The sequence below is a fragment of the Polaribacter sp. SA4-10 genome (assembly GCF_002163835.1).
In the GTDB taxonomy this organism is placed as follows: Bacteria; Bacteroidota; Bacteroidia; order Flavobacteriales; family Flavobacteriaceae; genus Polaribacter.
This window is the reverse complement of the sequence record NZ_CP019331.1, coordinates 2,336,533-2,351,361: the sequence shown is the minus strand read 5'-3', so window position 1 is coordinate 2,351,361 and position 14,829 is coordinate 2,336,533. Positions and strand designations below refer to the sequence as shown.

14 protein-coding genes are annotated in these 14,829 nt (G+C 27.6%); 8 read left to right on the top strand and 6 right to left on the bottom strand.

Features of this window, described 5'->3' with window-relative positions:
• Window positions 1–97 precede the first annotated feature (97 nt).
• The 4 genes from BTO04_RS10210 (at window position 98) to BTO04_RS10195 (ending at window position 4,169) form a co-directional block, all read left to right on the top strand.
• Window positions 98–937: a hypothetical protein gene (locus BTO04_RS10210; RefSeq protein ID WP_087564400.1), complete on the top strand. Its 840-nt coding sequence runs from the start codon at window positions 98–100 to the stop codon at window positions 935–937.
• A gap of 88 nt (window positions 938–1,025) precedes the next feature.
• Window positions 1,026–2,546, top strand: a complete 1,521-nt coding sequence (gltX, locus tag BTO04_RS10205) for a glutamate--tRNA ligase (protein WP_087564399.1) — start codon at window positions 1,026–1,028, stop codon at window positions 2,544–2,546.
• Between the two features lie 2 nt (window positions 2,547–2,548).
• Complete coding sequence (locus tag BTO04_RS10200) at window positions 2,549–3,085, top strand: hypothetical protein (protein ID WP_087564398.1); 537 nt, start codon at window positions 2,549–2,551, stop codon at window positions 3,083–3,085.
• 157 nt (window positions 3,086–3,242) lie between these two features.
• Complete coding sequence (locus BTO04_RS10195; protein WP_087564397.1) at window positions 3,243–4,169, top strand: SPFH domain-containing protein; 927 nt, start codon at window positions 3,243–3,245, stop codon at window positions 4,167–4,169.
• A gap of 219 nt (window positions 4,170–4,388) precedes the next feature.
• Here the strand turns inward: BTO04_RS10195 and tatA are convergent, their stop codons facing one another.
• The 3 genes from tatA to rnr all read right to left on the bottom strand — a co-directional run bounded on the left by tatA (window position 4,389) and on the right by rnr (window position 7,654).
• On the bottom strand, window positions 4,389–4,577 hold the full coding sequence (gene tatA, locus BTO04_RS10190; protein ID WP_087564396.1) for a twin-arginine translocase TatA/TatE family subunit: 189 nt from the start codon (window positions 4,575–4,577) through the stop codon (window positions 4,389–4,391).
• Window positions 4,578–4,646: 69 nt separating this feature from the next.
• Window positions 4,647–5,336, bottom strand: coding sequence for a head GIN domain-containing protein (locus BTO04_RS10185; protein WP_087564395.1), 690 nt, complete (start codon window positions 5,334–5,336; stop codon window positions 4,647–4,649).
• An 89-nt stretch (window positions 5,337–5,425) separates the two neighbouring features.
• Complete coding sequence (rnr, locus tag BTO04_RS10180) at window positions 5,426–7,654, bottom strand: ribonuclease R (RefSeq protein WP_087564394.1); 2,229 nt, start codon at window positions 7,652–7,654, stop codon at window positions 5,426–5,428.
• Between the two features lie 144 nt (window positions 7,655–7,798).
• Here rnr and BTO04_RS10175 point away from each other — a divergent pair, with 144 nt between their 5' ends.
• From BTO04_RS10175 to BTO04_RS10165, 4 genes are all read left to right on the top strand, one after another.
• On the top strand, window positions 7,799–8,707 hold the full coding sequence (locus BTO04_RS10175; RefSeq protein ID WP_087564393.1) for a diacylglycerol kinase family protein: 909 nt from the start codon (window positions 7,799–7,801) through the stop codon (window positions 8,705–8,707).
• Window positions 8,708–8,912: 205 nt separating this feature from the next.
• Window positions 8,913–9,086 (top strand): hypothetical protein, encoded by a 174-nt coding sequence (locus BTO04_RS15365; RefSeq protein WP_198342053.1) that lies wholly within the window; start codon window positions 8,913–8,915, stop codon window positions 9,084–9,086.
• Window positions 9,087–9,780: 694 nt separating this feature from the next.
• Window positions 9,781–10,215 carry a ribose 5-phosphate isomerase B gene (rpiB, locus tag BTO04_RS10170; RefSeq protein WP_087564392.1) on the top strand — a complete coding sequence of 145 codons (435 nt, stop codon included), beginning with the start codon at window positions 9,781–9,783 and terminating at the stop codon, window positions 10,213–10,215.
• 145 nt (window positions 10,216–10,360) lie between these two features.
• Entirely contained in the window at window positions 10,361–10,807 is a 447-nt protein-coding gene (locus BTO04_RS10165; protein ID WP_087565385.1) for a GNAT family N-acetyltransferase, read from the top strand.
• Here BTO04_RS10165 and BTO04_RS10160 read toward each other — a convergent pair.
• The 3 genes from BTO04_RS10160 to BTO04_RS10150 form a co-directional block, all read right to left on the bottom strand.
• The gene (locus tag BTO04_RS10160) at window positions 10,804–13,335 is read right to left on the bottom strand and encodes a TonB-dependent receptor (protein ID WP_087565384.1); all 2,532 of its coding nucleotides are present in this window, start codon (window positions 13,333–13,335) and stop codon (window positions 10,804–10,806) included. The genes BTO04_RS10165 and BTO04_RS10160 overlap by 4 nt on opposite strands.
• On the bottom strand, window positions 13,325–14,239 hold the full coding sequence (locus tag BTO04_RS10155) for a FecR family protein (RefSeq protein WP_087564391.1): 915 nt from the start codon (window positions 14,237–14,239) through the stop codon (window positions 13,325–13,327). The genes BTO04_RS10160 and BTO04_RS10155 overlap by 11 nt, the downstream gene beginning before the upstream one ends.
• Before the next feature lie 70 nt (window positions 14,240–14,309).
• Entirely contained in the window at window positions 14,310–14,819 is a 510-nt protein-coding gene (locus BTO04_RS10150) for an RNA polymerase sigma factor (protein ID WP_087564390.1), read from the bottom strand.
• Window positions 14,820–14,829 lie beyond the last annotated feature (10 nt).

Sequence of the window (14,829 nt, the reverse complement as noted above, 5' to 3'; positions counted from 1 at the left end):
AATATTTTTACATAGATACACAATCAAATAACTGTTAAAACCCTTTGTGTAAGTTTTGAGTATAGAAAACTACTAAAGGTTTATAAAGAATAAACACATGAAAAACTTCTTAAGAATAGTACTATTAGGAATTAGTATTTCATCTTTTGCACAAGGTCCTTGGACAAAAGAAAAAGGAAAATTTTATACACAACTTTCATTTACAACAATACCAAGTTATACTACTTTATTTGGAAACCCAGATTATGAAATACCTGGAGAAATTTCTGATAAAACTTTACAAATTTATGGAGAATATGGCGTTACAAATTCAACAACACTAATAGTAAACCTACCTTATAAAATAATAAATAATAGTGGTTTAGTACATCCTTGTTTGGTTGCGCCTTGCACTGAACATTCAAATAAAGAAGCATCTATAGGAAACATAGAGGTTGGACTAAAACATAACTTTTATAAAAAAAATTGGTTGCTTTCTGGACAATTTTCTGTGGAAACAAATACAGGTAATTATGACAATGCTACAGGAATAAGAACAGGCTATGATGCATTTACATTTACACCGCTTTTTTTAGTAGGAAAAGGTTTTGGAAAATCTTATTTACAAACATTTATTGGAACTAATATTAGAACAAATAAATACAGTTCTAACTTTAAAATTGGTGGAGAATATGGTGGTGAAGTTAGTAAAAACATTTGGTTGATTGGTTTTTTAGATATTTCAAAATCTTTTAAAAATGGTACTATTATTTTACCTGCTTCCAATTTAGCAACTGGTTTGTATGTTAACAACCAAGAGTATGGAGTTGTTGGCGTTAAAGTAATTGGAGAATTTTCTGATAATTTTGGAATTACAGCAAGTTTACCAGCTGCATTCTTTGGTAATAATGTGGCAAAACAAATAGCTTTTAGTCTTGGAGTTTATCGTAAATTTTAAATCAGTAATTTTAGATGAAAGCCTTTTAAATAAAGGCTTTTTTTTATGCTTTTAAGAAAGTATCTTTGCAGCTTTAAAACAAGAAAAAATGGAATCTCATGTTCGCGTTCGTTTTGCACCAAGTCCTACAGGACCTTTACATATAGGTGGTGTAAGAACTGCTTTATTTAATTATTTATTTGCTAAAAAACATGGTGGAACTTTTGTGTTGCGTATAGAAGATACAGACCAAACACGTTATGTTGCAAATGCAGAACAGTATATTATAGATTCTTTAGAATGGTGTACTATTCCTTTTGATGAAGGTCCAGGAAAGAATGAAAAATTTGGTCCTTATCGTCAATCAGAACGCAAAGAACTGTATAAAAAATACGCAGCTATTTTAATAAATTCTGGTTGGGCATATTATGCTTTTGATACTTCAGAACAATTAGATGGTCATAGAAAAGGGCATGAAGCTGAAGGAAAGACCTTTATTTACAATTGGCATAATAGAGAAAAAGGACGCTTAGTAAATTCATTAATTTTAACTGCTGATGAAGTACAAACTAAGATAAATGCTGGTGAGAATTATGTAATCCGTTTTAAAACTCCACAAGATGAAACCTTGATAATGCAAGATGAAATACGTGGAACCATTAAAATTGATACAAATACATTAGATGATAAAATTTTATTTAAATCTGATGGAATGCCAACCTATCATTTAGCAAATATTGTAGATGATCATTTAATGGAAATTTCGCATGTAATTCGTGGTGAAGAATGGTTACCATCAATGCCATTACATGTTTTATTATACAAAGCTTTTGGTTGGGATTCTCCAAAATTTGCACATTTACCTTTAATTTTAAAACCGGTTGGAAAAGGAAAATTAAGTAAAAGAGATGGAGACAAATTAGGTTTCCCAGTCTTTCCATTAGAATATATAAATGAAGTTTCTGGTGCTATTTCTCGTGGTTATAAAGAAGATGGTTATTTTGCTGATGCTTTTATAAATATGTTGGCTTTGTTAGGATGGAATCCTGGAACAGAACAAGAAATATTTTCTTTAGAAGCGTTAGTTGAAGCTTTTGATTTAGCTAGAGTTAGTAAATCTGGAGCAAAATTTAGTCCAGATAAAACGAATTGGTTTAATCAGCAATACATGCAAACTAAATCTGATGCAGAACTAACTGATTTATACATTCCAATTTTAGAAGAAAAAGGAATTTCTAAAGAAAAAGAATTCGTTCAAAAAGTAGTTTCTTCCATTAAAGAAAGAGCAATTTTTGTTGCTGATTTCTGGGAATTATCAAGTTTCTTCTTTGAAACTCCAACAGAATATGATGCGAAAGCTTCAAAGAAAAACTGGAAAGAAGGAACTGCAGAATTAATGCAAGAATTAATTACTGTACTTTCTACGATTCAAGATTTTTCATCAGAAAACACAGAAAAAGAAATTAAAGAATGGATTACTGCTAAAGAAATTGGTTTTGGTAAAGTGATGCAACCACTACGTTTGAGTTTAGTTGGTAAATTAGCTGGACCTCATTTATTTGATATTATAGCTATGATTGGAAAAGAAGAAACTATGTATAGAATTAAAAATGCAATAGAAAAACTATAATTATGAAAAAAATTGTCCTACTTTTTATTTTTCTTTTTACAACAATAATTCAAGCTCAGAATGGGTATAGAAATGGTCAAAGACAGCGTCAGAGACAAATGCCGCAAACGCAACAGAAAGCGCCAGATCCTGATTTTAAAATAGAAAAATACTTAGGAATTGTACTTTATGACATTGAAAAATCTGCAAAAAAATCGAAAATAAAATTAGCCTCAGAAGAAGGAAAGCAGTTTTCTAAAGTATTAACAAAGTACAATAAGGATATTAAAAGTTTTACTAGAATTAATAGCTTTTTACTTAGAAGTACTAAAGATATGGTTGATAACTATCAAAAATTAGCTATGGAAAGTGGTGATTATTCTAATCAACTAAAGGTTCAAAAAGTAATGATGGAAAATCTAAAACCCATTTCTGAGACCCTTAAAAAAGAAGATTTAAAATTAGACAAAACAATAAAAAGTTTACTTTCTGAAAAACAATATAAAAAGTGGATTAAGTATAATAGAAAAATTTACAAAATTTTTCCGAAAGAAGAATAATCAGCCTACAAAACAATTAAAAAACCTGTGTAAAAATAATTTATACAGGTTTTTTCTGTTTAAAACTGTAACAATATTATAAAGTTGCGTCCAATAAATAACTACTGAAATTCAGTATCTTTACAATAAATGATTATTAACTTTTAAAAAATATACTATGTTACCAGTAATACCTATTATATTAGTACTTGGAGCAATTATTGTTTTTGCTTCCTTTTTTGTAGTAAAACAGCAAACGGCTGCTATTTTAGAACGCTTTGGTAGATTTAATTCTATAAGACAATCTGGACTTCAATTAAAAATACCTATTGTTGATAAAGTAGCAGGTAGATTGAGCTTAAAAATTCAGCAATTAGATGTAATTATTGAAACAAAAACTTTAGATGATGTATTTGTAAAATTGAAAGTTTCAGTACAATACAAGGTAATAAAAGATAAAGTATATGATGCTTTCTATAAGTTAGATTATCCTCATGATCAAATAACTTCTTATGTTTTTGATGTTGTTAGAGCAGAAGTTCCAAAGATGAAATTAGATGATGTTTTTGTTAAAAAAGATGATATTGCAATTGCTGTAAAAACAGAATTAAATGATGCAATGTTAGATTACGGTTTTGATATCATTAGAACCTTAGTTACCGATATTGATCCAGATCCTCAAGTAAAGATAGCAATGAATAGAATTAATGCTTCTGAAAGAGAAAAAGTAGCTGCACAGTATGAAGGAGATGCACAACGTATTTTAATTGTAGAACGTGCAAAAGCTGAAGCAGAAAGTAAACGTTTACAAGGACAAGGAATTGCAGATCAAAGACGTGAAATTGCACGTGGTTTAGAAGAGTCTGTAGAAGTTTTAAATAAGGTTGGTATCAATTCTCAAGAAGCATCTGCTTTAATTGTTGTAACCCAACATTATGATACTTTACAGTCTATTGGTCAACAAACAAATAGTAATTTAATCTTATTACCAAACTCACCTCAAGCAGGAAGCACTATGTTAAATGATATGGTTGCAAGTTTTACTGCAAGTAATCAAATTGGTGAAGCAATGAAAAATCAAAAACCAAAAGAGTTGAATAAATAAATTTGTTCTTTTAAAAAGGCTTAAAATACATCTTATAAATTGGCTTAGAAAGCCATACTTTTTTGAACCAACTCCAAAAACCCATTTTAAATTGGCTTTTGGAGTTGTTTTTTTTACGCAAACATTTATGTTTGTTTTAGTTCCGTTTATATTAAAACAAAAAGCTCAACCTGTAGATACAAGTTGAGCTTTTTAAATTATAATTAGAAGTATACTAAGTTACTTTTTATCTTCTATTTTGTCTTCAGTTTCTTCTTTGGCAGCATTCTTAAACTCCTTAATTCCGCTTCCCAAGCCGCGCATTAATTCAGGAATTTTTCTTCCTCCAAATAACAATAACACTACCACAACAATAATAATTACTTGTGGCCCACCAATCATTCCAAAAAATATAGCTAAACTATTCATTATTTCTTATTTTTAATAAAACAAAGATACAAAAAAGGTTAATATTTTAATACTTTGTTTTTACTTGGATTAATTTCTTTTTTGAATAATACCTCCTATTACTTTTTTATCCTTTACAATATCCGGGTTTCCTTTATAAAAAATAGAACCTCCAAAACTTACTTTTGCATTTAAAACATCACCAGCTAAAATTTCTGCTTTTGCTCCTGTTGCAGATTTTACTGCAGAGTTTCCAGAAACTTTCATATTGTAACCATGATAAATTCCATATAAATCTACATCTACATCTTGATGTTTTGCAGTTCCAGAAAGTTTAATAATACCTCCTGATGAAGCTCTAACAGAAATATAATTTGCAGTAGTTGTTAACGTAATAAAAGCTCTTTCTTGTGCATTTACTTCAATTTTATCTTGATTAAAATCTTTAGCTGTAATAGTTGCACCCTCATTTGCATCAATTAAAGTAATATTTTTATTGTAATAAATTTTTACAAAAATTTTACCTTCAGCTGAGTTTTCTGCTGGTCTTATAGAAAAAGGTAAAGATATTTTTAAAGTATTATTTACGTTTTTTACTTTTACTAATTCAGACTTTTCACCCGTTATTTCTAATTTTTGCTCATTAGATTTTATAAGCTCTAACTCTATTCCATTATAAACTTTTAGTGTCGTATAATCTCCTAAATTTTTAGTGATAGTAGATTGTGCAATTGTTATGTAACTTAACAGTATAATACAAATAAATGTTATTTTTTTCATCATTTTAAAATTTACTTATTTTACTTAAAGAAACAAGTATACCATTATAAAGGCTTTTTTAATCTTTTATTGTAACAATATCGTTAAATTTATTCATCTTCAATTAAATTAAAATCTAAATGTTTACGTTCTAAATCTGCTTTTTTCACTTGCACCCTTACATCATCTCCTAACTGATATATTTTTTTAGAAGATTGCCCAACAATAGCATATTGTTTTTCATCAAAAATATAATGATCGCTTTTTATATCTCTAATCCTTACCATTCCTTCACATTTATTAGAAGAAATTTCTACATAAATTCCCCATTCTGTAACACCAGAAATTACACCATCAAACACTTCATCATTATGATCTTGCATGTATTTAATTTGCATGTATTTAATAGAAGCACGTTCTGCTTTTGAAGCTAATTCTTCTCTATTTGAAGAATGTTTACATTTTTCTTCATAAGAAAGTGCTTTTGGCGTGTCTCCGCCCTCTAAATAATGTTGTAATAATCTATGTGTCATTACATCTGGATAACGTCTTATTGGTGATGTAAAATGACTGTAATAGTTAAAAGCTAATCCATAATGCCCAATATTTTGAGTTGTATAAACCGCTTTACTCATAGTACGAATTGTTAAAGTCTCAATCATGTTAGATTCTGCTTTACCATGAACATCACTTAATAACTTATTTAAAGAATCTGAAGTAGTTTCTTTAGTATCCGTATTAATTTTATAGCCAAATTTTCTAATAATATTTTGTAATGCTGCTAATTTCTCATCATTTGGTTCATCATGTACTCTATAAATAAAGGTTTTATTAGTTGCTTTTCCTTTAGAAAAACCGATAAATTCTGCTACTTTTCTATTTGCTAATAACATAAATTCTTCAATTAATTTATTAGCATCTTTAGATTCTTTAAAGAAAACACCAACTGGGTTTGCTTTTTCATCTAAATCAAACTTCACTTCTACTCTATCAAACGAAATTGCACCTTGTTTCATTCTTTTTTTACGAAGAATTTTAGCCAATTTATCTAACTTTAAAGTTGCTTCTACAATAGCTGGATTTACTTCATATTCTTTATCTAAAATAGAAATATCTAAAGGCATTGTATAAGGCTTAATAGCATCAGATAATTTACAATTTTCTATAATAGATTGCGCTTCTTCATAGGCAAAACGTTGGTCTGAATAGGTTACTGTTCTACCAAACCATTCCTTTATAATTTCTGCTTTCTCATTAATTTCAAAGACGGCAGAAAAAGTTAATTTTTCTTCATTAGGTCTTAAAGAACAAGCGCCATTACTTAATATTTCTGGTAGCATTGGTACTACTCTATCTACTAAATAAACAGAGGTTGCTCTTGCATAAGCTTCATCATCTAAAATAGTTTTTGGCTCTAAATAATGCGATACATCTGCAATATGAATTCCTATTTCATAATTCCCATTTTCTAATTTTGTAAATGACAATGCATCATCAAAATCTTTTGCATCTTTTGGATCTATGGTAAAAGTTAAATCTTTACGCATATCTCTACGTTTAGAAATTTCTTTTTCTGTAATTTCTAAAGAAACTGATTGCGCATCTTTTTCTACTTCTGGTGGAAACTCGTAAGGTAAATCATACTCTAATAAAATAGAATGCATTTCTGTATTATGCTCTCCTGGTTTACCAAGAACTGCCGTAATTTTACCAAACGGGTTTTTAGAATTCTTAGGCCAATCAGAAATTGTAGCTTGTACTTTATCTCCATCTTCTGCACCATTCATTTTATTTTCTGAAATAAAAATATCTGCGTACATTTTATGGTTATCTGCTATTACAAAACCAAAATTCTTGTTCTTATTCTTCTGTAAAACACCAACAAATTCTGTTTTTGCACGTTCTAAAATTTCAACAACTTCTGCTTCTAATTTTTTTCCACTTCGTCTTTTATAAACATATGCTTTAACCGTATCTTGATGTAAACCTTTACCAAGATTTATATTTGGTATAAAAATATCATCTTCATAATCATCAGAAATAAAATACCCATTTCCTGTAGATGTAACATCTAAAGTACCAACAGAATATTTTTTATCTATCTGTATTTGAAATTTACCTCTATCTACTTCTTTAATCTTTTTTTCTCCAGCCAATTCTGCTAATTTCTTTACTATTTGGGTTTTTCCATCCGTATCAGAAATCTTTAATTTTGCAGCAATTTGTTTGTGATTATATGATTTTTCGCTGTCTTCATTTAATATTCTAAAAATATTTCTAGTTAAGTCTTTTACAACATTCCCTTTCTTTTTAAATATTGCTTTCTTCTTTTTTGTCATTTATATTATTTATTTACTTGTTAATTAGAGTGTTTTTTACTTTAACTAACATCAATTGCAAATTACAATTAATTACTTTGATACTATATTAAAAAACAGTTATCAATCTAATATTGTATTTTGGCTTTTCTTTAATTATTATTTATGTCTAAATCTTGGTTTATAATTGCAAATCCTATTGCTGGAAATCGGAATTTTTCTAAACAGTGGAAAGAAATTCAACAATTACTTAAAAATAAGAACATAGACTATTCTTTTGTTTTTACTCAATTTTCTAAACACGAAATTGAATTGGTACAAAACGCTATTCAAAAAGGTTTTAGAAATATTATTTCGATTGGCGGAGATGGAACACTGCACAATGTAGTTAACGGAATAATGCTGCAAAGGTATGTAAAAACTTCTGATATAACTATTGCAGTGATTCCACAAGGAACTGGAAATGATTGGATAAAAACATATAATATACCAAATAATGTTGAAAAAGCGATAGAAATCATCCATCATAAAAAAATAACACTACAAGATATTGGTGTTTTAGAAACGGAAGATAAAAGTATTACTTACTTTAATAATGTAGCTGGTTTAGGATATGATGGATATATTGTTAATAAACTAAAAACGCTAAAAAGTTTTGGTTCAATTGCTTATTTATTAAGTGGTTTGGCCGGTTTATTATTTTATAAAAAATCTAATTTTAAAATTATTTTTGATGATAAAATAATAGAAACCAACTGTTTAATGACCTTATTTGGAATTTGTAAATTTTCTGGTGGTGGAATGCAGTTTACAAAAGAAGTACATACTACTGATGGTTTATTTGATATTACAATTGCTAAAAATCTAACAATTTTCGATTTAATATTTAATATTAAAAAATTATATAACGGAACTATCGTTTATCATAAAAAGATTGAGACGTATAAAACCAAACAAATAACTGTGATTCCACAAAACTCAAAACCTTTTATTCAAGCAGATGGTGAATTAATTGGAACAGGTAAAGTGAACGTTAAAATAATAGAAAAAGCGATTAATTTTGTGGTGAATTAAATCAAAATGTCTGGTTGATTACTATCTAAACCTTTTAAAATTAAATAATAGATCCCGTTTGTAAACGGGATTAATTCAACTTACTAATTTTATACATCACTACGTGATTTTAAAATTAGAGTTTCATTAAGTTAAAGAAATCTTAAAAAAAATGTAACGTTTGTTAAAATAAAACGTCTTTATAATAAGAGGTTACAATTTTAAGATGAAAAACTTACATAAAATTTTTGCTTTATTCGCTTTTATATTTGTTACAGGTATTATTATAACTGTAATGAGTATAAATTCTTCTTTGAATAAAATTGAGCCTCAAAAAGAAACTGTAGAATTACAAAGGGATACACTTTCTCTTTTAAAAACAGAACAGAAAACAGTTTAGCCTGTTTCTTTATTTTTACTTCTTTTTTAAAAACTTCCTTTTCTCTTTATTTTCATTTCAAAATATTTCAATTTTAAAATTTTATGTTTTTAACAGTTATCAACATTATATATTATAATTATATTTCTTTTTAAATTTTAAAAAAAACAATGATGGTTATAATAGTGTGTGAATAGCTACTATAAAATTTTACTTTTTTATTATATTATATCAGTTATTAAAAACGAACAACAAGTTGTTAGTTATTTAAAAGCTTAAAAATCAATATAAAATTGTAGTTATTAACAATAGTTATAAATAGTAATTAACTGCTTTTTCTTAATAGTTAATAAACCAATCTATGTAAATAAATTGTAAATTTTATGTTGATAAACTTTTATCAAAAACTCATAAAAAAAGTTGTGTATGTGAAACTACTCACTGTATTGTAATAATTTTTTAATTCACCAAAAATACTTGTAAAAATTTACTGATACTTCTTAACATTTAGGTAATATAGATAAAGAGTTAAAAACTAAAAGGTTATTAAAAAACTTAAAATTTACATTGTTTATAACTGTTGATAACCGTTAGTTTCTGTATTTTTGTTGTTCTAACTATGTCATTGCGAATGAAATGAAGCAATCTTTTTATAAATTAAAAAAAATTACTTTATTATTCTTACTCGTAAAGATAATCTTTAAATTAAAAAATTATGACAATTGCAATTGGTAACGATCACGCAGGTACCCAATATAAGTTCGAAATTATAAAACATTTAGAAGAAAAAGGATATAAAGTTCTAAATTTTGGAACCGATACAGATGATTCTATGGATTATCCTGATGCAATTCACCCAACTGCAGACGCTGTAGAATCTGGTAAAGCAGAATTAGGAGTTATTCTTTGTGGTTCTGGTAATGGTGCGCAAATGACGGCAAACAAACACCAAGGTATAAGAGCTGCTCTTTGTTGGAATAATGAATTGGTTGCATTAACAAGACAACATAATAATGCAAATATTCTTACAATTCCTGCTCGTTTTGTTTCTTTACAACAAGCTATTGGTTTTGTAGATATCTTTTTAAACACCAAATTTGAAGGAGGAAGACATGGTACTAGAGTAAATAAAATTTCTTGTGCTGGATAAAAACCTTCTCAATATAAAATTCTAAAAAAAAGAATTTCGCTCGAAGTGGCATAATTTTTATTTGAGATGATAAAAGGTGTTGTTATTTCGAGTGATTTCGGTTTTTTTAGCGAAATTGTATCAAGAACATTTAGATTTTAAAATAATGAATTTCCAAATAAAAACCTTTCAAGAATTAACTACTACAGAATTGTATGCAATTCTTCAATTACGATCTGAAGTTTTTGTGGTAGAACAAGATTGTGTGTATCAAGATGTAGATGGTAAAGACCAAAAATCTTTACACGTTTTTGGTTTTAAAAATGATAAAATTATTGGGTATACACGTATTTTTAAACCAGGAGATTATTTTGATAATGCAAGTATTGGTAGAGTTGTAATTGCAGCTTCAGAAAGAAAATATGGTTTTGGTCACGATTTAATGAAAGCTTCTATAAAAGCGGTAGAAACTTATTTTAAAGTTGATGAAATTACAATTTCTGCGCAAAAATATTTAAAAAAATTCTACGAATCTCATCACTTTATTCAAGTAGGAGCCGAATATTTAGAAGATGGAATTCCTCATATTAGAATGGACAGAGATGCTATTTAAAAACGAACCCTAAAACTTAAATTAGGTGTAAAAGGTAAAGAATAACTATCTACTCTTCTTACATTATTTGTACTTGAATTATCTATTACATAATAAGAATCTAAGATGTTTTTTCTATCCGTAATATTGGTAAAACCAATACGAAAAGTAGATTTTACAGCATCAGAAATATTAAATTTATAACTTCCAGAAATATCAATTCTAAAGAAATCATCTAAATTTTGATCATTAGGATTATCATAATTTACAATAGTTCTATTTCCATTTTGTATGGTTTCATTTCCTACTACAGGTTTTGTATATGGTTTTCCTGAGCGTAAAATTCCGCCTAAAGAAACTTTTAAATCTTTGGTAAAATTATAGTTAAAAGCGGCGCTTAAAGAGTGTGTTATATCTAAACTATTAGAAAATGTTTGTGGGTCAAAAATATCAAAAGTATAATTATTTTTAGCATAGGTATAACTTAACCAAGTACTAATTAAAGCTGTTTTTTTATTTACTAAAAATTCAACACCTTGTACTTCATAATTTCCAATAAAATTAATTGTTTGGGTATTGTTATAAAACCCTTGATTTGCAGCTGTAATGCCATCTACTTTCTTGTAAAACCCAGTAATATCAAGATATAATTTATCTTTAGAATAATCGATACCAAAAGACACTTGTTTGCTCTTCATTATTGGAGTGTTTTCCTCATCAGAAAGAATCCACCTTCTTTTTTCTATCCCTAAAAAATTATCTTCAAAATCTATTTTTTGAGCCGTTGTTTGGTTCTTAAATTCACCTTCTAACTTTATAGAAATTTCAGTATTTAGTTCTTGTCGGATGTTAATTCTTGGTTCAATTATGAATTTATTAAATTTATGAAAGTAGTTTGTACGAAATCCAAATCTAGCATACGTGTTCTTTTTACGATATTCAATTTCAGAAAATAAGGCACTTTTTAGCAATACATCTTTTTCTATTTTGGAAAAGGTTGGCGCGTTTACAGAGGTTCTATTTACAATACCAATTTCATTAAATACCAATCCGTTAGAAAAGTGCAGCACATCAGAAAATTCATATTTAGAATTCAGTTTTATCTCTGTTTCTAACACATTGTTAAACTGCGTTTGAAACTGATCTGTATCCCTATTATCATCTGTAGAGTTTATTTTATACCCTGAAAAAAAGGCAGATACACTGGTAGAAAATTTAGAATTCCAATCTGTATCCCAACTAATTCTCGCTCCTAAATTTTCTTGTTTTAACGTACTATTTTCTTCAATTATAGTGTTGTTAGAAGTGTATTGTTCAAGATACTCTAAATTGTTTTTTATATGAATAAAATTAGTTCTAATCGAATGTTTGTAATTAATATCATATAAGAGTTTAATAGAATAATCAAAGAAATAAAAATCTGATTCCGAATTATTTATAGCATTAGAAGCAATAGAATTATCTTGAAAACTACGGGATAAATAATTATTATAGGTAGGGGTGTTTATAATATCTGTAAAAGATCTTCTTGCAGAAACATGAAGCTCTAAATTTTCTTTTATTGGAACTTGCACAAAAGCATCTGCGCTTAATAAATTAAAACCTCCACCACCAGAAATTTTATTGGTAATTCTATTAGAAGTTTTCATATTTATGGTTGATGAAACTCCATCTGAAAATCGACTACTTGTTCCGTTTTTAGTAACCGTAACTTTTTTTGTTAAATACGGATTATAGGCAGAAATTAACCCAAAGAAATGACCTCCATGATACATTTTAATTCCATCCCAAAGTATTAAGTTTTGATCATTTGTACCACCTCTAACATTTATATTAGAAACAGTTTCGTTGATACTTTCTACGCCAGGAAGGATTTTAATGGTTTTTAAAATATCTGGTTCTATAAGACCAGGTAAAATTCCGAATTTTTCTGTGTTTAAAACAGTACTCCCATCATCACTTTTTTGCAACCCTGAAGTTAAAAAATTATCTATGGTAATTTCTGATAATTCTTCTTCTGCTTCTTCTAAAAATAGTTGTTTACAACCTGTATTAGAAAATAAATCTTTTGTAGTGATTGTTTTAGTTTTAAAGCTGATAAAAGAAATACTTATCGTAGAATTTATAGCAATATTATTTAAATAAAAAACACCTTCACTATTGGTTGTAGTTCCTATTTTAGAACCATTTACTTTTACAGATGTTAACAACAATGGATCTAATGTTTTTGCATTTAAAACAAACCCACAGACAGAAACATTCTTATTTAAAAAAGATACAGTTATATACCTATTGTCTAAAGTTTTAAATTGTAAAAATGTTTTTTCATTTAAAAATAATAATAACGCATCTAGCGTTATTCCGTTTTTTGGTTGTTCTAAAAAAATATTTTTTACATCAGTATCAGAATAAGAAAATTTAATAGTGTACGTTTTTTCAAGATCTAATAACAAAGAAGAAAGTGCCAGTTTTTCTTTAGAATCCTGGGCAATACTAACACTTACAACTAAAAAAAAACTAATAAATAGAAGTAAGGTTTTATTCACCATAATTAAATATAGTAATTTTTTTACCTTCAATTTTATATGATAATTGTAACGGAATTGTTACAGATTTCAATGCAATATTGATATCTGTATGGGTAAAACCACCAGAATATAATTTATTTAAGTCAATATCTTTTGTTTCTATTTTGTAACCAAACTGATTTTCTATTTCAGCTAAAACAAAACGAAGTTGTATGCTTTTAAAGTTGGATTCTTTTTGTAACCAAGATTTTTCACTTACATCAAAAGTATTGGTTGTATCTATAATACCATTGACTACTTTAAAAATAGTTCCTCTAGGTAATTTTACAAGTGTGTCTTTATAAGAGACACTTACCAAACCTTCGTAGGTTTTTACCTCAAAATAACCCGCTCTTTCTTTTACATTAAATTGAGTTCCAAGTACGGTTACTTCTCCAATTTCTGTATTTACAGTAAACTTTTTTCCTTTCTTAACTTTAAAATAAGCTTCTCCATTTAAAGTTAAATTTCTACTTTCTTTCCACACTGTTTTAGAGTAGGTAATTTCTGAATTTGCGTTTAGAATAACTTCAGAATTATCTGGTAAATTAAAGGTTTTTGTTTCTGCAAATTGGGTATTAAAATCTACTTGGTTGTTAAAAAATAAATAGTAAGAAGTAGTTATTAAGATTACAATTGCTGCAGCATATTTGTATAAGTTTTTAAAATTAAAGGAGACAACTTTGCCTTTCTTAGACTTGTTTTTTATCTTATTTTTTAAATCTACAAGGGCTTTTTCTACATCTACTTTTGGTACTTCAAATTGAGTACTATAATGAGAAATTTTATCTAAAGTTTTAAAATTTTCAGTTTCTTTTAAACGCAATAGTTCCTCATCAGAGATTTCTTTGTTTAGCCATTTTAATATTTCTTTTTCGTGTTTCATTTTTGATGAACTTGTTTCAATATTTTAGTACTTCTATATATGTAACACTTAAAAAGTAGTTTACCCTACCTTAAATTCCGTCTATTTTATTTCTTAATTTTTTTAAGGCTAATGACATGCGTTTTTCAACTGCTTTCTGAGATATTTCTAATAGTTCTGCTATTTCTCTGTATTTTTTACCATCAATTCTGTTCATCAAAAAAACTTCACGTTCTCCTTCAGTTAAATCTGCAATTGCCCTTTTTAATTTGTCTTTAAACTCTTCTTCCTCTAATAAATAATCTGGACTTTGGTTATCAACATCTAAATAAGGACTGCTTTTGGCATATTCGAAAACTACTTTTTCGTGTTTAACTTTATTTAAAAAAAGATTGTTAATAACTGTAAATAAATAAGACTTTGCTTTTTCAAATTCTATTTTAGCACAATTCTCCCAAATTTTTATAAATGCTTCTTGTGCTAAATCTAAAGAGGTATTTTTCTCTCCGCTTTTATAGTATGCAAAATTACTTGCAGACTGAATGTGAGAAGAGTAGAACTTATTAAAATAAATTTCATCACAAAGTGATTTATCAGTCATAAAGGGGGTT